Source organism: Streptosporangium sp. NPDC003464 (genome assembly GCF_053588315.1).
The window spans coordinates 26,989-45,084 of record NZ_JBSFPS010000018.1 but is presented as its reverse complement, the minus strand read 5'-3'; the positions used below and the strand labels follow the sequence as shown (position 1 = coordinate 45,084).

Annotated in this window: 15 protein-coding genes; 9 read left to right on the top strand and 6 right to left on the bottom strand. The window is 72.7% G+C overall.

Annotated elements, in window-relative coordinates; translation table 11 throughout:
• Positions 1-55 precede the first annotated feature (55 nt).
• The 5 genes from ACWDS7_RS06800 to cutA all read left to right on the top strand — a co-directional run bounded on the left by ACWDS7_RS06800 (position 56) and on the right by cutA (position 8,450).
• Positions 56-2,824: a hypothetical protein gene (locus tag ACWDS7_RS06800; protein WP_451928445.1), complete on the top strand. Its 2,769-nt coding sequence runs from the start codon at positions 56-58 to the stop codon at positions 2,822-2,824.
• A gap of 397 nt (positions 2,825-3,221) precedes the next feature.
• Entirely contained in the window at positions 3,222-4,607 is a 1,386-nt protein-coding gene (locus tag ACWDS7_RS06795; RefSeq protein ID WP_451928444.1) for a uracil-xanthine permease family protein, read from the top strand.
• Positions 4,604-5,473, top strand: a complete 870-nt coding sequence (locus tag ACWDS7_RS06790; protein ID WP_306867788.1) for an FAD binding domain-containing protein — start codon at positions 4,604-4,606, stop codon at positions 5,471-5,473. The genes ACWDS7_RS06795 and ACWDS7_RS06790 overlap by 4 nt, the downstream gene beginning before the upstream one ends.
• Before the next feature lie 39 nt (positions 5,474-5,512).
• Positions 5,513-5,992 (top strand): (2Fe-2S)-binding protein, encoded by a 480-nt coding sequence (locus ACWDS7_RS06785; RefSeq protein ID WP_306867790.1) that lies wholly within the window; start codon positions 5,513-5,515, stop codon positions 5,990-5,992.
• Positions 5,993-6,041: 49 nt separating this feature from the next.
• Positions 6,042-8,450, top strand: a complete 2,409-nt coding sequence (cutA, locus tag ACWDS7_RS06780) for an aerobic carbon-monoxide dehydrogenase large subunit (RefSeq protein WP_451928443.1) — start codon at positions 6,042-6,044, stop codon at positions 8,448-8,450.
• Between the two features lie 171 nt (positions 8,451-8,621).
• Here cutA and ACWDS7_RS06775 read toward each other — a convergent pair whose 3' ends face one another.
• The 5 genes from ACWDS7_RS06775 to ACWDS7_RS06755 all read right to left on the bottom strand — a co-directional run bounded on the left by ACWDS7_RS06775 (position 8,622) and on the right by ACWDS7_RS06755 (position 13,212).
• Entirely contained in the window at positions 8,622-8,930 is a 309-nt protein-coding gene (locus ACWDS7_RS06775) for a helix-turn-helix domain-containing protein (protein ID WP_451928442.1), read from the bottom strand.
• Positions 8,927-9,292: a type II toxin-antitoxin system RelE/ParE family toxin gene (locus tag ACWDS7_RS06770; protein ID WP_451928441.1), complete on the bottom strand. Its 366-nt coding sequence runs from the start codon at positions 9,290-9,292 to the stop codon at positions 8,927-8,929. The genes ACWDS7_RS06775 and ACWDS7_RS06770 overlap by 4 nt, the downstream gene beginning before the upstream one ends.
• Positions 9,293-9,423: 131 nt before the next feature.
• Positions 9,424-10,668, bottom strand: a complete 1,245-nt coding sequence (locus tag ACWDS7_RS06765) for an MFS transporter (protein WP_451928440.1) — start codon at positions 10,666-10,668, stop codon at positions 9,424-9,426.
• 155 nt (positions 10,669-10,823) lie between these two features.
• Positions 10,824-11,765 (bottom strand): cytochrome d ubiquinol oxidase subunit II, encoded by a 942-nt coding sequence (cydB, locus tag ACWDS7_RS06760; RefSeq protein WP_306867795.1) that lies wholly within the window; start codon positions 11,763-11,765, stop codon positions 10,824-10,826.
• Between the two features lie 10 nt (positions 11,766-11,775).
• A complete protein-coding gene (locus ACWDS7_RS06755) occupies positions 11,776-13,212 on the bottom strand; it encodes a cytochrome ubiquinol oxidase subunit I (RefSeq protein ID WP_451928439.1) in 1,437 nt (478 codons plus the stop codon).
• A gap of 484 nt (positions 13,213-13,696) precedes the next feature.
• Here ACWDS7_RS06755 and ACWDS7_RS06750 point away from each other — a divergent pair, with 484 nt between their 5' ends.
• On the top strand, positions 13,697-14,707 hold the full coding sequence (locus tag ACWDS7_RS06750; RefSeq protein WP_451928438.1) for a hypothetical protein: 1,011 nt from the start codon (positions 13,697-13,699) through the stop codon (positions 14,705-14,707).
• A 50-nt stretch (positions 14,708-14,757) separates the two neighbouring features.
• Here the strand turns inward: ACWDS7_RS06750 and ACWDS7_RS06745 are convergent, their stop codons facing one another.
• Positions 14,758-15,627 (bottom strand): polysaccharide deacetylase family protein, encoded by an 870-nt coding sequence (locus ACWDS7_RS06745; RefSeq protein WP_451928437.1) that lies wholly within the window; start codon positions 15,625-15,627, stop codon positions 14,758-14,760.
• 148 nt (positions 15,628-15,775) lie between these two features.
• On the opposite strand from ACWDS7_RS06745, the gene ACWDS7_RS06740 reads away from it, so the two are divergent.
• The 3 genes from ACWDS7_RS06740 to ACWDS7_RS06730 all read left to right on the top strand — a co-directional run bounded on the left by ACWDS7_RS06740 (position 15,776) and on the right by ACWDS7_RS06730 (position 17,858).
• A complete protein-coding gene (locus ACWDS7_RS06740; RefSeq protein WP_306867803.1) occupies positions 15,776-15,961 on the top strand; it encodes a hypothetical protein in 186 nt (61 codons plus the stop codon).
• A gap of 120 nt (positions 15,962-16,081) precedes the next feature.
• Positions 16,082-16,468, top strand: coding sequence for a VOC family protein (locus ACWDS7_RS06735; protein WP_451928436.1), 387 nt, complete (start codon positions 16,082-16,084; stop codon positions 16,466-16,468).
• Between the two features lie 307 nt (positions 16,469-16,775).
• Positions 16,776-17,858: a fatty acid desaturase family protein gene (locus ACWDS7_RS06730; RefSeq protein WP_451928435.1), complete on the top strand. Its 1,083-nt coding sequence runs from the start codon at positions 16,776-16,778 to the stop codon at positions 17,856-17,858.
• The last annotated feature ends 238 nt before the right edge of the window (positions 17,859-18,096 follow it).

The following is an 18,096-nucleotide window of genomic DNA, read 5'->3' as shown; positions in this document are numbered from 1 at the left end:
TCCCCGGATCGCGGGTAACACCTCTCAGCCGGGGCGCGGCCCGGACGGAGCGTGTATGACGGCAGCGCGCGGCTCGGCGTACGACGCGTTCATCTCCTACAGCCACGGCCACGACGGCCTGCTCGCGCGGGTGCTGCAGGAGCGCCTGCAGCGGTTCGCCAAGCCGTGGCACCGGATGCGTGCCCTGCGCGTGTTCCGCGACCAGGCGAGCCTGGCGGCCAACCCGGGCCTGTGGACCTCCATCGAGGCGGCCCTGAGCTCGTCGGAGTGGCTCATCCTGCTGGCCTCGCCCGGGGCGGCCGGTTCGGTCTGGGTGGAACGCGAGCTGGCCTGGTGGCTGGAGCACCGGTCCGTGCGACGGCTGCTGCTGGTCTCGACCGGAGGGGGGCTCGCCTGGGATCCCGGGACCGGCGACTGGGCGGCCGGCGCGGCCGTCCCGCCCGTGCTGCGGGGGGTCTTCGCCGAGGAGCCGCTCTGGGTGGACCTGAGCGACGTCCGGAGCGCCCGGGGTGAGCCGCCGGAGATACCCGACGAGAGGATCGCCGCGATCGCCGCGCCGGTCCGGGGGATGGACAAGGACGAGCTGCACGGCGAGCACCTGAGGTCGCACCGCCGTAACATGCGCGTGGCGTGGACCGCGGTGGTCGCCCTGGCGCTGGCGGCGGCGGTGGCGGTCGCGGGGGGAGCGGTCGCGCTGGACCAGCGCGACCAGGCGCGCACCCAGGCCAGGCTGGCCACCTCCCGGCTGCTGGCGGCCGAGGCGATCGCGAGTCTGGGGACGCGCTTCGACCTCGCGCAGCTCCTCGCGGTCGAGGCGTACCGGATGGACCGCAACCCGCAGACCCGGGCCGCGCTGTTCCAGGCCGTCTCCGCCAACCCGCGTCTCGTCCGCTGCCTGCCGGCGGGCGCCGTGATCACCGCGCTCGCCGCCTCGGCCGACGGGAACGTGATCGTCGCCGGGACCGCCGCCGGCACCGTGGTCCGGTGGGACCTCCGGGCCGGGACCCGCGCCGAGACCAGGGTCGGCGACAGGGCGGTCGGAAGCGTCGCGACCAGCTCGGATGGCCGTACCGTCGCCGTCGCCGACGGGGTCCGGGCCTCCGTCCTGGAGGCGGGGGCGGGGGCGGCCGCCCGGCCGGTCCCGCTGGAGTCCCGGCGGGCGGCGAAGGTCGCCCTGTCGGCCACGGGCCGCTACGTCGCCGTGCTGGAGCCGCCGCCGGCCGGCGTGCTGGCGGTGCGCGACCGGCGCACCGGCCGGGCCGTGCGCGCCGCGACCGACTCCGAGATGATCGGGATACGGGGCGATTCGTCGGTGGCGCTGGTCAACAGCAGCGGGACGTGGGAGCGCAGGAGGCTCACCGACCTGCGCAGGATCGGCGCATCCTCGGACCTCTTCAGCCCGGCCGGCAACTACACCTACGGGATCTCGGCCGACGCGGGCCACTACGGCTACGTGAAGTACGGAGGCGTCGTCACCCTGGCGACGGGCCGGGGGACGGGCAGGGCCGGCCGGCTGCCCGACGGGCCGTACGACAACCTGGAGCTCAGCGGTGACGGCCGGTACGCCGCCGCCTCGCGGAGCGGCAGGATGTACGTCCTGGAGCTGAGCGCCGACGTCGAGCGCCTCCGGCCGCCGCTGGAGCTGACCGGCGGCGGCAGCGTCAGCATGATCCGGTTCCTCGGCGGCGACGACCGGCTCGTCTCCGCGACCGGCGACACCCTGTTCCTGTGGGACCTCCGGGAGACCAGCCGGATCACCGTGTCCACCGGCATCGAGATCGAGAGCGGCCCCACCTTCGACCCGCCGCCCCGCCTGGCGGTGTCCCCGGAGGGCAAGACCGTCGCGGTGGTGGGCGGCCTCCACACCGGGGGAGACGTATACGACCTGAGCGGGCGCGAGCCGCGCAGGCTCGTCCACGCCGAGGGGCTGTCCGGCGCCTCCGTGGCGGCCGCGGACTCGGGCCCGCGAGTCCTGCTGATCGGTTCCGTCGGCGCGGAGCCCGCCCGGTCCGTCCGGGTCTGGTCCGCCGGCCCCGACGGGCGGCAGGTGCGCGACATCCGGCTCGGACCTGCCGCCCTGGAGAGACCGGCGGCCGTGCGGGCGCTCCCGGGCGGCAGGAGCGTCGCGGTCCTGCACGGAGGCGGCTACGGCGTGCTGGACCTGACCGCCGGCCGGCCGGCCGGGCACGGCGGCCTGCGGCCCGACGCGGTGGCGGACCTGGAGACGGCGGACATCAGCCGGGACGGCACCGCGGTGGCCTGGAGAGCCGGCGACGGCCCCGTCGTCCTCGCCGACACCCGCACGGGCAGGACGCGTACGGTCGGGACGGGCGCCGCCGAGCTGGTCCTGTTCGCGGGTGACCGGCTCCTCGTCCAGCGGAGCGGCGGCGACCTGGAGGTGTGGGACAGCTCGGGCCGGACCCGGCTGACGACCCTGCCGGGCGACGCGGGCAACAGGCCGGCGGCCGCGGTCGGCCCGGACGGCCTGACGGTCGCCCGGCTCCGCGGAGACGGGAGCGTGCAGCTGGCGAGCCTCGGCACCGGCGACATCCTCGGCGCCTTCCCACTCCCGCCCGTCACGGGCGGCGGAGGGTATCCGTGGGACGCCACGGCCATCGCCTTCACCGCCGACGGCCGCGAACTGCTCTCCGCGACGTCGGGAGGCGTCCTCGCCCGGACCGCCGTCGACCCCGCCGCGTGGACGAGGAAGGCGTGTGAGATCGCCGGCCGCGACCTGTCGGCCGACGAGTGGCGGAGGTCCGCCCACGCCGATCCGCCGCCGGACCTGGCCTGCGACCGCTCCGAACAGGGCCAGGGGCTATGATCACATGATGTGAACGATCATTCTGGTCGTCTCCCGCCGCCCGGCGTGCGGGGGTCCTCCGCCGGTGCTCCCGAGGGCCCGCCCGCCCCGGGGACGCCGCAGGTCACCGGGGCCGTGGACGGGAGGGCCCGCGGGGCGCGACAGCCCGCGCCGTGATCCCGCACCGGGTTTTGGCGCCGCCGCGCCCGGGAACCCTCCGTAGTCCCTCATCTCCCCACCGGACGTCGTCGCGGCCGGTGAGCGAGGCGGTCACTGGCCGGCGACTCAGATTTGGCAGATCATGACGGTGTACGGGGGCGAGCACGGGCCTAATGTGCCCGCAACGACAGCATGGGGATCGCCGGAGGGATGCCTGCGGGGCGGCCACCGACCGACGGCCCGGTGAGAGGTGGGCTTGATGGTTGCAGGTTGGACCAAGCACGGAGACGGCAAGTCCCTGGCGCCCGGAGAGGTCGTCAGACCGGACGAGAGACTGTCCTGGCCGCGCATGATCGGTTTCGGGGCCCAGCACGTCATCGCGATGTTCGGCGCGACGTTCGTCTTCCCGCTGGTCATGGGCCTGAGCCCGAACGTCGCCATCATGTTCTCCGGCGTCGCGACGATCATGTTCCTGCTCATCGTGAAGGGGAAGATCCCCAGCTATCTCGGGACGAGCGCCTCGTTCGTGGGCGGGGTCCTGGCCATCCGGGCGATCCACGGCGGCGACACCCCCGCCGCCGACGCGATCGTCACCGGGGCGATCCTCGTCGTCGGACTGGTCCTCGCGCTCGTCGGCGTGGCGATCCACTTCCTCGGCGTGCAGATCATCAACCGGATCTTCCCGCCGGTCGTCACCGGCGCGGTCGTCATGCTCATCGGGTTCGGCCTGGCCTACGTGGTCGCCGACGTCTACTGGCCGCAGGACCAGTGGATCGCCCTGATCACGATGCTCGTCACCTTCGTGATCATCGTGTTCTTCAAGGGGTTCATCGGCCGGATCGGCATCCTGCTCGGGCTGATCATCGGCTTCGCCCTCTCCTGGGCGGCCGACCGGGTCTTCGGTGACATCACCGCCTACAACGCCGCGACCGCCACCGTCGACACGCATCCGCGGGTGAGCTTCGCCGCGGTGGCGGAGGCCCCCTGGATCGGCTGGCCCGACACGTTCCTGCCCGACATCAGGTTCTCCGCCGTGCTGCTGGTGCTCCCGGCCGTGATCGCGCTGGTCGCCGAGAACATCGGCCATGTCAAGGCCGTCGGCGAGATGACCGGTACCAACGTCAACCCGTACATGGGCCGGGCGATCCTCGGCGACGGTGCCGCCACCGTGGTCGCCAGCACCTTCGGCGGCTCCCCGACCACCACCTACGCCGAGAACATCGGGGTCATGGCCGCGACCAGGGTCTACTCGACGGCCGCCTACTACATCGCCGCCGTCATCGCGATCCTGTTCGGCCTGTGCCCCAAGTTCGGCGCGCTGGTCGCGGCGACCCCCGGCGGCGTGCTCGGCGGCATCACCGTGATCCTCTACGGCATGATCGGCCTGCTCGGCGCCAAGATCTGGATCGAGAACCAGGTGGACTTCTCCAGCCCGGTCAACATGGTCCCGGTCGGGGCGGGCATCATCCTGGCCATCGGCCCGGTCCGGCAGATGATCGGCTCGCACTTCGTCCTGGAGGGCATCGCCCTGGGCACCATCGTGGTGGTGGGCGGCTACCACCTGCTGCGGGCGATATCCGGCAGGCCCGCCGCGGACGCGCGGCCCTCCGAGGGCGGGACGGGGCGGGAGGAGGCGTCCGGGTGAAACCGCCTCCCTTCGACTACCACGCCCCCCGCTCCGTCGGCGAGGCGCTCGACGCCCTCGACGCGGCTGGCGAGCACGGCAAGGTGCTCGCCGGCGGGCAGAGCCTCATCCCGATGCTCAACATGCGGCTGGCCGCCCCCGGGTGCCTCGTCGACATCAACCGGCTCACCGAACTGGCCACCGTCGACGTGGAGCCCGGCGGCGTCCGGGTCGGCGCGCTGGCCAGGCACGCCCAGGTGGAGCGCTCCGGGCGGGTCGCCGCCGCCCAGCCGCTGCTGCGCCAGGCGCTCCGGCTGGTCGCCCACCCGGTGATCCGCAACCGGGGCACGGTGGTGGGCAGCCTGGTGCACGCCGACCCGGCCGCCGAGCTGCCCGCCGTACTCACCCTTCTCGGCGGCTCGGTACGGCTGGCCCGGCGCGGCGCCACCCGGGACGTCCCCGCCGCGGACTTCTTCACCGGCCCCCTGGAATCGGCGGCCGGGCCGGGCGAGCTGGCCGTCTCCGCGCTCTTCCCCCTGCTCTCCCCGCGCTCGGGCACCGCCTTCCGCGAGGTCGCCAGACGGCACGGCGACTACGCCCTGGCCGGGATCGCGGCGCTGATCAGCCTGGACGACGACCTCCGGATCACCGGGGCCAGGGTGGCGTGCGTGAGCGTGGGCCCCGTCCCGGTGCTCGTCGACGTCACCGACGCCTGCGGCCACCGCCCCCCGGCCTCGGCCGACTGGGCCGCGGCGGCCCGCGCCGTGCAGGAGCGGATCGAACCGGAGGCGGACATCCACGCGACGGCCCACTACCGGCGCCACCTCGCCGGCGTCCTGACCCAGCAGGCCCTCCGGGACGCGGCGCGGGAGGCCCTCGATGCGTGAGCGGAGCCGCCGCGGACGGCGGGGAACGGTGAGCCGAGGATGAACATCGCGATCACACTGACCGTCAACGGGGTGGTCCGGCAGGCCGAGGTGCCTGCCCGGCGGCTGCTGTCGGACTGCCTGCGGCACGACCTCGGCCTGACCGGCACGCACGTCGGGTGCGAGCACGGGGTGTGCGGGTGCTGCACGGTCCTGCTGGACGGGGAGCCGGTCCGGTCATGCCTGACGTTCGCCGTCACCGTGGACGGGCATGACATCACCACGGTGGAGGGGCTCTCCGCCCCCGGCGGCGCGATGTCGCCGGTGCAGCGCGCCTTCGCCGAGTGCCACGGCCTGCAGTGCGGCTTCTGCACCCCGGGCTTCCTGTGCACGGTCACCGCCCTGCTGCGGGACAATCCGGCGCCGACCGACGAGGAGGTGCTGGAGGGCATCTCCGGCAACCTGTGCCGGTGCACGGGCTACCAGAACATCGTCAAGTCCGTCCACCGCGCGGCCGAGATCATGGCGGAGGAACCGTGAGCGGGCGGGCCGGGAGAGACGGCACGGCGGGCCGCCGGACGGGGGCGACATGACGACGAAACTGTTCGGGGAGCCGGTGCGGCGGCGGGAGGATCCCCGGCTGCTCACCGGGCAGGGCCGCTACCTGGACGACCTCGGGCCGGACGCGCTGGCGGCGGCGTTCGTCCGGTCCCCGCACGCGCACGCCCGCATCCGTGACATCGACGTCTCGGCGGCCCTCGACGTGGACGGGCTGGTGGCGATCTACACCTGGGAGGACCTGCCCGCCCTGCTCGCCCAGCCGCTGCCGCTGCTCATCCCGCACCCCGCGCTGACCCACGGCCGCACCGCCTACCCGCTCGCCCGCGACCTGGTCAGGCACGTCGGCGAGCCCGTCGTGATGGTGGTCGCCCGCGACCGCTACCTCGCCGAGGACGCCTGCGCGCTCATCCGGGTGGACTACGAGATCCTCAAGCCGGTCGTCGGGGTGGAGGAGGCGGCGCAGTCGGCGCAGCTCGTCCACGACGACGTGCCGGGCAACGTCGGCGCGCACCTGGTGCAGGAGGTGCCCTCCGCGGCCGGCCTCGGCGCGCGGGAGGCGATCGAGGCCGCGCCGCACACGCTGTCCTTCCGGCTCGACATCGAGCGCAGCGCCTCCATGCCGCTGGAGGGGCGCGGCGTGTACGCCCGCTGGGACGCCGACGACCGCTCCCTGCGCGTGTACACGAGCACCCAGACCTCCACCAGCGTCCGCATGGCGATCGCGGCCAAGCTCGGCCTGCCGCTGCCCAAGGTCGAGGTGATCGCGCCCGACGTCGGCGGCGGGTTCGGGGTCAAGATCGTGCACCCGTGGCCGGAGGAGGTCCTGGTCCCGTGGGCGGCCATGCTGCTCGACCGCGAGGTCAAGTGGGCCGAGGACCGGCGTGAGCACTTCGTCTCCTCGGCGCACGAGCGGGCCCAGGTGCAGCACGTCCGGGTCGGTTTCGACGGCGACGGCCGGGTGCTCGGCCTGGAGGTGACCATCCTGCACGACCACGGCGCCTACACGCCGTACGGGATCATCGTGCCGATCATCACCTCCACCCAGCTCCTGGGCCCCTACAAGATCGGCGCCTACCGGGTCGAGTTCTCCTCGATCTACACCAACACCGTGCAGGTCACGCCGTACCGCGGGGCGGGGCGCCCGCAGGCCGTCTTCTGCATGGAACGGACGATGGACCACATCGCCGCCCACCTGAAGGCCGACCGCACGGCGGTGCGCGAGGTCAACTTCATCGGGCCCGAGGAGTTCCCCTACGACCAGGGCCTCATCTTCCAGGACGGCCGCCCGCTGATCTACGACAGCGGCGACTACCCGCAGTCGCTGCGGATGCTCAAGGAGCTCATCGGCTGGGACTCCTTCCCCGGGTTGAAGGCCCGGGCGGCGGCTGAGGGGCGCAGGATCGGCATCGGCATCGGCTGTTACGTCGAGGGCACCGGCGTCGGGCCGTACGAGGGCGGCCATGTCCAGGTCACCTCCGACGGCCGGGTGCACGTCTCCACGGGGCTGACCTCCCAGGGGCAGGGTCACGAGACCGTCTTCGCCCAGATCGCCGCGGCCGAGCTGGGCGTCCCGCTGGAGCGGGTCTCGGTGGTGACCGGCGACACCCGCAGGTTCGGTTACGCGGTCGGCACGTTCGCCTCGCGGGCCGCGGTGATGAGCGGCAACGCGATCGCGCTGGCCTGCCGGAAGGTCCGGGAGAAGGCCCTGCGGATCGCGGCCGACGCGCTGGAGGCCGATCCGCGCGACCTGGAGATCGTCGACGGCGAGGTGAAGGTGGTGGGCGCGCCCGGCGTCTCCCTCCCGCTGGCGACCGTGGCGGTGCTGTCCAACCCCCTGCGCTACGCCTTCGACGAGGAGGCGGCCCGGGCGACCCAGTTCGCCGGGGCGTCGTCCTTCGACAGGCCGCCGGTGCGGGAGGGGGAGGAGCCGGGGCTTGAGGGGCGCGACTACTACTCGCCGCTCCGCTCAACCTTCGCCTCCGGCATGCACGCGGCGATCGTGGAGACCGATCCGCTGACGGCCGAGATCCGCATCCTGCGCTACGCCGTCGTCCACGACTGCGGCAACCTGATCAACCCGATGATCGTCGAGGGGCAGATCCACGGCGGCGTCGCCCAGGGGGTCGGCGGCGCGCTGTACGAGCGGATGGTCTACGACGAGCACGGCCAGCTGCTGAACGCCTCGTTCATGGACTTCCTGATGCCCTACGCGACGGAGATCCCGGCCGTGGAGACCGCGCACCTGCAGACGCCGTCGCCGCTCAACCCGCTGGGCATCAAGGGGGCGGGGGAGGCGGGGATCATCCCGGTGTCGGCGGTGATCGCCTCGGCCGTCGAGGACGCCGAGGGCATCGGGATCGACAAGATGCCGATCTCCCCGTCGGAGCTGTTCGACCTGCGCCGCTCCGCGACACCCTCGCCTCCGGCCTCGTCATGACGCGGCCGGCACCCGCCACGGCGGGTGCCGGAGCCCGTGCCCGCCGGGACAGTGCCTGGCGCGTGCCCGCCGTCCTGATCCGGTGGGTCAGGCGCTGACCTCGTCGGGGGCCGGCAGGTCGCGCATCGTGCGCAGCGGGGATGCCGGCGTGCGTCCTCTTCGGAGGCCGGATCAGGCGATCCTGTAGCGGGTGTCGTCGACGGTGGCGACGACCTCGAGCTGCCCGCCGAGTGCTCGGACGTAGGCGATCAGCGTGCTCAGCGTGGCCGAGGTCAGGTCTCCACGCTCGATTGCGGAGACTCTCTCCTGCCGGACGTGCATCCGCTCGGCGACATCCGCCTGACGCAGGCCGAGCTGTTTGCGCATGGCGGCGAGCCTGATCGCGGTGACCGTCTCGGCGGCGCCCTCGTTGATGGCGACGATGTCTTCTTCGTCGAAGACTTCACGCTTGACGTCGTCCCACCCGTGGAATGTGGTCATCGATCATGCCCTTTCGGTGATGCTCCCAGCCGTGCGACCCATTCGGCGAACCGCTCCTCCGCCAGTGGTATCGCCTTGTCATACCAGGATTTCCACTGGCCGGCCTTGTCTCCTGCGACGAGGAGCACGGCGTTGCGCCGAGGGTCGAAGGCGAACAGGATCCTGATCTCGCTCTGTCCCGATGAGCCTGGCCGCAGCTCCTTCATGTTCTGTACGGCGGAGCCCGTGATTCTGTCGGCCAATGGTCGCCCTAGGTCCGGACCTATCTCCGCGAGGGTCTGGATTGCCTGGCCGATCAATCGGGAGGTCGCTCGATCGCTCGCAACCACTCTCGGACTTCTCCCGTCATCTCCACGTTCCATGTCACCAGAGCCTCCTTCATAGTATTCAGGCATACTAAAAGAGGCAAGATTGTCGCGTGGTGTGTTCGGATGAAAGCGGAGTGTTTTCGATGGATGGTGTCGAGCCGTGCCCGCCGTCCTGATCCGGTGGGTCAGGCGCTGACCTCCTCGGGGGCCGGCAGGTCGCGCATCGTGCGCAGCGGGGACAGCAGCAGCGGGACCACGGCCAGCAGCGCCAGCACCACGCTGATCCACAGCGTGGCGCGGGCCCCGAAGAGCTCGCCCAGCACTCCTCCGGCCAGGCCGCCCAGGGGGAGCGTGCCCCACACGACGAAGCGCATGGTGGCGTTCATCCGGCCGAGCATGTGCTCGGGGGTGACGCCCTGGCGGAAGCTGACCTGGCTGACGTTGTAGAGGACCACGCCGACCCCGTGCATGAACATGCCGACCGCGAACAGCGACGTCTTCCAGCCGGGCCCGCTGAGCGGCACCAGGAGCATGAACGGGGCGGTCGCGAGGACGGACAGCCAGATGATCCTGGCCGTGCCGACGCGGCGGCTGACCGTGCCCACGATCGCCGCGCCGGTGAGCCCGCCGAGGGCCGCCGCGGAGAACAGCAGGCCGATGGCGCCGGGGGCGAGGCCCACCACCCGGGTCAGGAAGATCATCTCAACGGCCGCCATCATCCCGCTCGTGAAGTTGGCGGTGGCGGTGGAGGCGCTGATCATCCGCAGGATCCGGTGCGTGGCCACGTAGCGGAGCCCTTCGCCGATCTCCTTCAGCAGCCCCTGCCGGCCGGCCGGGTCCGGCGTCTGCTCGGTGGCGTCGATCCGCCACAGGAACAGCGCCGAGCCGAGGAAGCTGACGGCGTCCGCCAGCACCGCGACCGGCGCGGTGAGCACCTGGACCAGCCCGCCGCCCACGCTCGGCCCGGCCACGCCCGCCGCCGACCGCACGATCTCCAGCTTGGCGTTGCCGTCCATCAGCTGGTCCCGGCCGACCAGGCTCGGCAGATAGCTCTGGTAGGCGATGTCGAAGAAGACCGTGGCCAGGCCCATGCCGAGCGCCACGACGTACAGCTGGGGGAGGCTCAGCGCGTCCAGCCACCACGCGATCGGCACCGACGCCAGCAGCGCGCCGCGGACCACGTCGGCGGTGATCAGGATCCGCCTCCTGCGCATCCGGTCCACCCAGACCCCGGCCGGCAGTCCCACCAGCAGGAAGGCCGCGGTCTCGGCCGCGACCAGCAGTCCGGTCTCGAACTCGCTCGCCTCGAGCGCGAGCACCGCGACCAGCGGGAGCGCGAGCATGCTGATCTGCGTGCCGAGCTGGCTGACGGTGTCGGCGCCGAACAGGAGCATGAAGTTCCGGTGGCGGAACAGGCTGGGGGGCTTCATGAAGGGGATCCTTCATAGCCGTCCGGGGGAAATCAAATCAACCGCCTTTACCGCGGGACCCCCGTACGGCGCGCGGCGAGGCGGGACCCGCCGGAGCCCGGAGCGCCACGGCGGCGCCCGGCCCTCGCGGGTCCCGTCCGTTCCGGCGGGAGGCTTCAGGACACCTCGGCGACCAGGCGCTTGCGGAACACCCAGTAGGACCAGACCTGGTAGCCGAGCACGAACGGCAGCGCGATCAGGCCGATCCAGGTCAGCATGCCCAGCGTGTAGGGGCCGGAGGCGGCCTCGGCGACGGTGAGGCCGGGCAGGGGCGCCGGCCAGAGGGCGCCGAACAGGGCGACCGAGCCCAGCGCGATGGACGAGGCGGTGGCGGCGAACGCCCAGCCGTCCCGGCCGCGCCAGGTCAGCGCGACCGCGGCGGCCAGGGCGGCCATCGCGCTCATCGCGCAGGCCCACAGCCACGGGGCGGCCGTCCAGTCGGCGACGGCCGTGCCGGCGGCCGGGATGTTGGACAGCGCCACGACCGCGGCGGGCAGCGCCACCGCGGAAGTGATCATCGCGGTACGGCGGGCCCGGGCACGCACCGGGCCGGACGTCTTGAGGGCGACGAAGACCGCGCCGTGCAGCACGCACAGCGACAGGGAGAACACCCCGCCGACCAGCGCGGCCAGCGCGCTGTTGTGCAGCAGGTCGGCGAAGACGGCGCCCCAGAGGAAGGCCGGGAGCGCGCTGCCGACCAGGATGCCCAGGTCGCACCAGGCGCGGTCGGAGGAGTGGTGGACCTTGCCCCGCCACTCCAGGCCGATGCCGCGCACGATCAGCCCGACGAGGACCAGCGCGATCGGCAGGTAGAACTCGCTGAGCAGCCCGGCGTACCAGGCGGGGAAGGCGGCGAACATCGCGCCGACCGCGGTGATCAGCCAGACCTCGTTGCCGTCCCAGACCGGGCCGATCGTGCCGAGGACCTGCTTGCGCTCGGCCTCGTTCCTGGACAGCACCGGGGCCAGCAGGCCCACGCCGAAGTCGAAGCCCTCCAGGACGAAGAATCCGGTCCAGAGGAAGGCGATGATCGCGAACCAGAAGGTGGTGAGTTCCATCGTTTCCGCCTCAGTACATCAGGGTCGGCTGGAGCCGGGCGCCCGCGTCCTCACCGTCGTGGGAGGGCGGCGTGCGGGGAGCGGGCGAGACGGGCTCGGGGCCCGTCCTGACATGGCGGATGATCAGCACGGCCTCGGCCAGCGCGAGCGCGCCGTACAGGGCGGTGAAGACCGCCAGCGTCACGGCCACCTCGGTGAGGCTGACGCCGGGTGACACGCTCGCGGCCGTGAGCAGTTCGCCCTGGACGGTCCACGGCTGGCGGCCGATCTCGCTGAGCAGCCAGCCCGCGATCATCGCGAGGGTCGGCAGCGGCAGCGCCAGCACGCAGGCCCGGGCGAACCACGCGGGGACCTCGCGCGGTGGGCGCGGGTCGCGGCGGCGCCCGCGGGTCAGCCAGAGGCCGAGGACCGACAGGGCCACCGTGGCCATCCCGAAGGTGATCATCACGCGGAAGGACCAGTAGACCACGGGCAGGTTGGGGCGGTAGTCGGCCGGGCCGAACTCCTCGGTGAAGCGGGCCTGCAGGTTCTCGGTGCCCTGGACGACCGCCCCGGGGTCGTTGGTGGCCAGGAAGCTGAGCAGCATGGGCACCTCGACCCCCGGCACGGGGGAGAACGGCGCGCCCGCGGTGTCGTGCCTGAGCCCCTCGGCGGCGGCCAGCTTCATCGGCTGCTGCTCGTACAGCAGCTTGGCGGACATGTCCCCGCTGCCGGCGACCACGACTCCGGCGATCGCCGTCATGACCAGCGCGGCCCGCATCGGGGTCCGCCACATGTCCACCGCGCCCCGCCGGACCGGGGTGGTCCGGTCAGGGTCGGCGCGCCGCTCGCGCAGGACCTGGTAGCCGCAGACCGCCAGCACGAACCCGCCCGCGACCACGAAGGCCGCGCCCACCACGTGGGGCACCTGGGCGAGCGCGGTGGAGTTGGTGAGCACCGCCCACAGGTCCGTCATGCGGGCCTTGCCGTCGACCACCTCGTAGCCGACCGGGTGCTTCATCCAGGCGTTGGCGGCGAGGATGAAGTACGCCGACAGGTTGGAGCCGATGACCGCTGCCCAGATCGTGGCCAGGTGGACACGCTTGGGCAGCTTGTCCCAACCGAAGATCCACAGCCCCAGGAACGTCGACTCCAGGAAGAACGCGAGCAGTGCCTCCAGGGCCAGCGGGGCGCCGAAGACGTCGCCGACGAAGATCGAGTAGTCGCTCCAGTTCATGCCGAACTGGAACTCCTGCACGATGCCGGTGACCACGCCCATCGCGAAGTTGATCAGGAAGAGCTTCCCGAAGAACTTCGTGAGCCTGAGGTAGTGCTCCTTGCCCGTGCGGTGCCACGCCGTCTGCAGGCCGGCCACGAACACGCCGAGGCCGATCGTCAGGGGTACGAACAGAAAGTGGTACACGGTGGTGACCCCGAACTGCCACCGCGCAAGGTCCAGTGCGTCCATCTTCCCCTCACGGGTCCTGAGCTCTACAAGCTGTAGTTCTACTAAAAGTAGTACTACAAGCTGTAGAGCAATGGGTGGGGTTGGCGCCGCGAGCTGTTGCGATCTTTGTCACATGGTCCGTCCGGGACCGCACTTCCCGGACGGGCCGAGATCGCCCCCTCCGCCCGCGGCGCCTGTTCTCCCCCCTGTGCCGCCGGAGGTCGTGCCCCGGGCGGCCCGGACGGCGGGGCGTGCGCCCTGCCGGCCTGATGCGCCCCGGGCCTGCCGGGCCCCGGGGGCGCATGACCCCAATGGTGGTGCGAGAGGTGCCTGCCGGACATCAGCCGCTGGGGTGATTCCGGGGTACGCCGGGCGGCGGACGGTGCGGACCGGGTGAGTGGGGGCCTTGAGAATGCCGACGGCGCCGGGGGGTCGGGGACGGGTGTGTGGACATTTCTGAGGCTTTCATCTATATAGAGATATAGCTATATAGAGAGAAGGCGATATGGAAGTCCTGGACGGAGCCCTGGAGCGGTTCGCCGGCACCGGCCCCGAGTTCGGCGGCGGCCTGTCCAGCCACGGGCCGATGGCTGTGGAGGCCCTGGTCAGGCTGGACCGAGCCGACGCCGTGGAACGCTGGGTGGAGGGCTATCTCCCCCGGCTGCAGCCGGAGCCGGGGCGGGTGGAGCCCATCGGCGACTGGCGGGAGGCACTCGGCGACTTCCGGCGGGTGACCGACTGGAGCGGATACTTCGCCCACCGGTTCGAAGAGGCGCCCTGGCTGGAGGTGACCTCCGAATGGTGGCCGCGGCTGGTCCCGGGACTCGCCGCCGGGGCCACCCACGGGATCATCCGCGCCGCGCACGCCATCCGGGCCGTCGCCGAGAGCCCGGAGCCCGCGCGGCTGGCGGAGCTCGCACGCGCGCTGGGCTACTGGGCCGCCCGCTACGCCGAGCTGCCCGGGACGCCGCGCACCGGCGGGAACGCCTCCCTGGACGACGCGGTGCGGAACCTGCCGCCGATGCGCGAGATCCCGGCGGGCGGGCTGATCACCGATCAGCTGGCCGGGCTCGGCACCGTGGCAGCCTTCCCCGAGGCGGTCGGCGCGCTCCGGCCGCCCGTGGACGTCGACGCCGACCTCGGCGAGCTCAGCCGGACCTTCGCGAGGATCTTCCTGACCCACGGGCGCCGGGCGCCGATCGCGTTCCTGCACGCGGTCACCGCCCCGGTGGCGGTCAGGTCCGTGCTCCCGCTGCTGCCCGGCCCGCTCCACCGGCCCACCTACGACGCGCTCTGGCAGGTGGCCGCCGGGATCCACAGCGCGTTCGCCGCCCGCGCCACCCCCGAGCCGCCGCCGTACGGCGAGCCGCCCGGCCCCGAGGAGGTGGCGGCGCGGGCGGTGGACAACGGCGACGAGCACGCGATCAAACTCGCGGAGGCATGTCTCCGTGAGCACGCCCGCACCCCCGACCCCGTCTACCTCCACGCCGCCGCGCGGGCCGCCGAGATCCTCTGACCCCAGGCCCGGCCGGACGTGCGGGTCGTGGGGAGCGGGGCCGGGCGGGTCTAGCGGGTCGCGGCCTTCAGGTAGGCGTCCAGATTGCCGATCTCGAACCCCCGACGTTTGATCTTGTTGACCAGGACGCGGAAGTCGCGTGACAGGTCTGGGCGGAAGTGCAGCAGCAGCACGTCACCCGGGCGGAGCTTCTTGTCGGGCACCTGATAGGCGATCTTCCCGCCGGGCTGCACGGTCGCGGTCCAGAGCAGGAGCGCGTCGATGCCGCAGGCCTTGGCGGCCCTGCGGGTCAGGGTGTTGTGGTTGCCGAACGGCGGCCGGAACAGCGTGGGCCTGCTGCCCACATGCTTGCGGATCAGCGTGGAGGTGCCGCAGATCTCGGCCCGCTGCCGCTGGTAGCCGAGCGCCGGCAGGTTCGGATGGGTCAGCGTGTGGTTCTCGATCGTCGCCCCCGCCTTGTGCAGGGCGCGTACGTACTCCCACTTGCCGGCGCCCAGGAATCTGCCGCCCTGCGCGGTCGGGTCGGTCGTGCCCCTGGCCTCCACGGCGTCGCGGGTGACGAAGGCCGCGATGGGGATCCGCTGGTCCCTGACCTGCGCGAGGAAACCCGGATCCTGCTCCCAGCCGTCGTCGATGGTGAGGAAGACCACCTTCCGCCGGGTGGGGATGGAGCTGATCACCCGGGGCAGTCCGTCGGAGGGCGCCGGGATCCGGCCCACCTCACCCGGTCTGGGCAGCGCCCCCGGCGGCCGGGAGGGCCTGACCGGCGAGGCGCTGACATTCGGGGAGTCGGGGGCGGAGGAGGTGCGGCCGGTACCGGGCTCCGGGACGCCGCCGGTGCCGCCGGCGCATCCCGCGCCCGCCGCCAGGGCCATGAACGCCGCCGCCGATCTGCTCGCCCATGATTTCCCCGGTGCCATGGGCCACCATCCTGCCAGCAGCCGGAGCTCCAACTGACCGGCCGGGTGCGGGAGACGCCGGCGGTACGGCGGCCGGAGAAGGCATAGGCAGGCCCGCCGGAGGGGAGGGTGCCCGGTATCGACGAGCAAGGACGAGCGAGGAGGACACATGTCGCAGTCCGATGAGAGCCGGCCACTGGCCGACCGCCGGGAGAATCCGGAAGATCATGACGTTCCGGACTTCGCCGAGGAGTCCGCTCCCTCTCCCACCGACCCGGCCAACCAGCCCGAGGGCGATCCCGACAAGCACGTCTACGGGGAGGATGAGGGCTATGAGGAGCCGACCCGGGCCTGAGACCGGGGGCGCGGGCTCCCCGCGCCGCCCACGGGAGGCGGCCCGGGTGGGCCGCGTGGACCGTCCTGCGGATCGGGGGCCGGGTGGCACGGAGGCGCCGGAGGGAGGGCAGGCCGACACATGGAGGTGCTGAGCAGCCGCATCCTCGTGCGTCCCTCCGATCCCGAGCGCAGCCGCCGGTTCTACCGGGACATCCTGGGTCTGGCGGTATACCGGGAGTTCGGCCCCGCCGAGGACCCGGGCCTGGTCTTCTTCCTCGGCCAGGGCTTCCTGGAGCTCTCCGGCCGCTCCGACGGGGCCCCGGGGCAGACCTCCGCGGTCTGGCTCCAGGTCCGCGACCTGTCGGCCGAGCACGGGCGGCTGCGCGATGCGGGGGTCGGCGTGGTCCGCCCTCCCCGGCGGGAGCCGTGGGGGTTGATCGAGATGTGGATCGAGGACCCCGACGGCCTGCCCATCGTCCTCGTCGAGATCCCCGACGACCACCCCCTGCGGCGCGACCAACGGTGACCCGGCCCAGTCCGATCCGGCCCGATCCGGGGCGGGGCGGTCCGGGGCGGCTGCGGCGTGGCCGCCGGGCCGGAAGCCGGCCGGGTCCGTCTGGGCCACCACGGCCGCTCTGCTGTCGGAGGCGGCTGCGGCGTGGCCGTCGGGCCGGAGGCCGGGGTAGGGTCAGCACCACCACGGATCCGGGTGGTCGCGGGGGTCCACGGCCACGATGATCACGGAATCCTGGGACAGGACATCAGCTCTGACGCCGATCTACGGCGCTGAAGCCGATCAATCCTGTCCGGCGTCCGCGCTCCCGAGGAGAACCGTGACCAATTCGACCGTGATCGACCCCCCGGACCGGTCCGCCGGCACCGCGGACGCGGGCAGCGGCGCCCGGGGCAGCGACTTCGCCCGCCTGGCACGCCGGATCGCCGAGGCGGGGCTGCTGGAGCGCCGCCCGGGCCACTACGCCCTGCGGCTGGCTCTCGTCGCCGCCGCCTTCGCCGGAGGCTGGGCCGCGTTCTTCGCGGTGGGCGACTCCTGGTACCAGCTGCTGGTGGCGGCCTTCCTGGCGCTGGTCTTCGCCCAGATCGCGCTGGTCGCCCACGACCTGGCCCACCGGCAGGTCTTCCGCTCCCGGCGCGCCAGCGGGATCGCCGGCCTGGTGGCCGGCAACCTCGCCATCGGCATGAGCTACGGCTGGTGGATGGACAAGCACACCCGCCACCACGCCAATCCCAACCATGAGGACCACGACCCCGACGTCTCGCCCGACTTCCTGATCTGGTCGACCGAGCAGGCCGCCGCCAGCCGGGGGCTGCCCAGGTTCCTGGGACGCCGGCAGGCGCTGCTGTTCTTCCCGCTGCTCACGCTGGAGGGGTTCAACCTGCACGTGTCCAGCTTCCGGGCCCTGGCGCGCCCGTCGCTGAAGCGCCGCGGGCTGGAGGCGGTGCTGCTGACGGCGCACGTGGCCGCCTACCTCGCCGCGCTGCTGACGGTGCTGTCGCCCGGCCGGGCCATCGCCTTCCTCCTGCTGCACCAGGCGGTCTTCGGCGTCTACCTGGGCTGCACGTTCGCGCCCAACCACAAGGGGATGCCGATGCTGAGGGGCGACGACCGGCTCGACTTCCTCCGGCGTCAGGTGCTGACCTCGCGTAACGTGCGCGGCGGGCGGGTGCTGGACACGGTGCTGGGCGGGCTCAACTACCAGATCGAGCACCACCTCTTCCCGAGCATGCCGATGCCGAACCTGCGCCGTGCCCAGCCGATCGTGCGGAAATACTGCGAGGAACTGGACATCCCCTACCTGGAGAGCGGGCTCCTCAGCTCCTACGCGCAGGCGCTGCGCCACCTGCACGAGGTGGGGGCGCCGCTGCGGGGCCGCCCCTCCACGGCGGCCCGTCCCTGAGAGACGTCCGGCCGAGATCCCCGTCGGTGAACCGGGATCCCCGCCGGCAGGAGGGACTCGGCTGAGATCCCCGGCCGTGAGAAGGGGCGGCCGGGGTCACAGGTCGTGAGAGGGGCCGGACCGAGATCCCCGGCCGTGAGAGGGGCCGGCCGGGGGCGCCGGTCGCGGGCCGACGACGCCACGCGGGGCCTGTGACAATCGCGCGCCCCGCCGACGGGCAGATGTTGCTGTTATCGGC

Excerpts from the sequence above, each read along its gene's own strand:
- ACWDS7_RS06785 (WP_306867790.1), top strand. The coding sequence starts at position 5,513 with ATGAACATCGCGATCACACTGACCGTCAACGGGGTGGTCCGGCAGGCC.
- ACWDS7_RS06750 (WP_451928438.1), top strand. The coding sequence starts at position 13,697 with ATGGAAGTCCTGGACGGAGCCCTGGAGCGGTTCGCCGGCACCGGCCCC.
- ACWDS7_RS06735 (WP_451928436.1), top strand. The coding sequence starts at position 16,082 with ATGGAGGTGCTGAGCAGCCGCATCCTCGTGCGTCCCTCCGATCCCGAG.
- ACWDS7_RS06745 (WP_451928437.1), bottom strand. The coding sequence starts at position 15,627 with ATGGCACCGGGGAAATCATGGGCGAGCAGATCGGCGGCGGCGTTCATG.
- ACWDS7_RS06800 (WP_451928445.1), top strand. The coding sequence starts at position 56 with ATGACGGCAGCGCGCGGCTCGGCGTACGACGCGTTCATCTCCTACAGC.
- cutA (WP_451928443.1), top strand. The coding sequence starts at position 6,042 with ATGACGACGAAACTGTTCGGGGAGCCGGTGCGGCGGCGGGAGGATCCC.
- ACWDS7_RS06765 (WP_451928440.1), bottom strand. The coding sequence starts at position 10,668 with ATGAAGCCCCCCAGCCTGTTCCGCCACCGGAACTTCATGCTCCTGTTC.
- cydB (WP_306867795.1), bottom strand. The coding sequence starts at position 11,765 with ATGGAACTCACCACCTTCTGGTTCGCGATCATCGCCTTCCTCTGGACC.
- ACWDS7_RS06795 (WP_451928444.1), top strand. The coding sequence starts at position 3,222 with ATGGTTGCAGGTTGGACCAAGCACGGAGACGGCAAGTCCCTGGCGCCC.
- ACWDS7_RS06740 (WP_306867803.1), top strand. The coding sequence starts at position 15,776 with ATGTCGCAGTCCGATGAGAGCCGGCCACTGGCCGACCGCCGGGAGAAT.
- ACWDS7_RS06770 (WP_451928441.1), bottom strand. The coding sequence starts at position 9,292 with ATGGAACGTGGAGATGACGGGAGAAGTCCGAGAGTGGTTGCGAGCGAT.
- ACWDS7_RS06755 (WP_451928439.1), bottom strand. The coding sequence starts at position 13,212 with ATGGACGCACTGGACCTTGCGCGGTGGCAGTTCGGGGTCACCACCGTG.
- ACWDS7_RS06775 (WP_451928442.1), bottom strand. The coding sequence starts at position 8,930 with ATGACCACATTCCACGGGTGGGACGACGTCAAGCGTGAAGTCTTCGAC.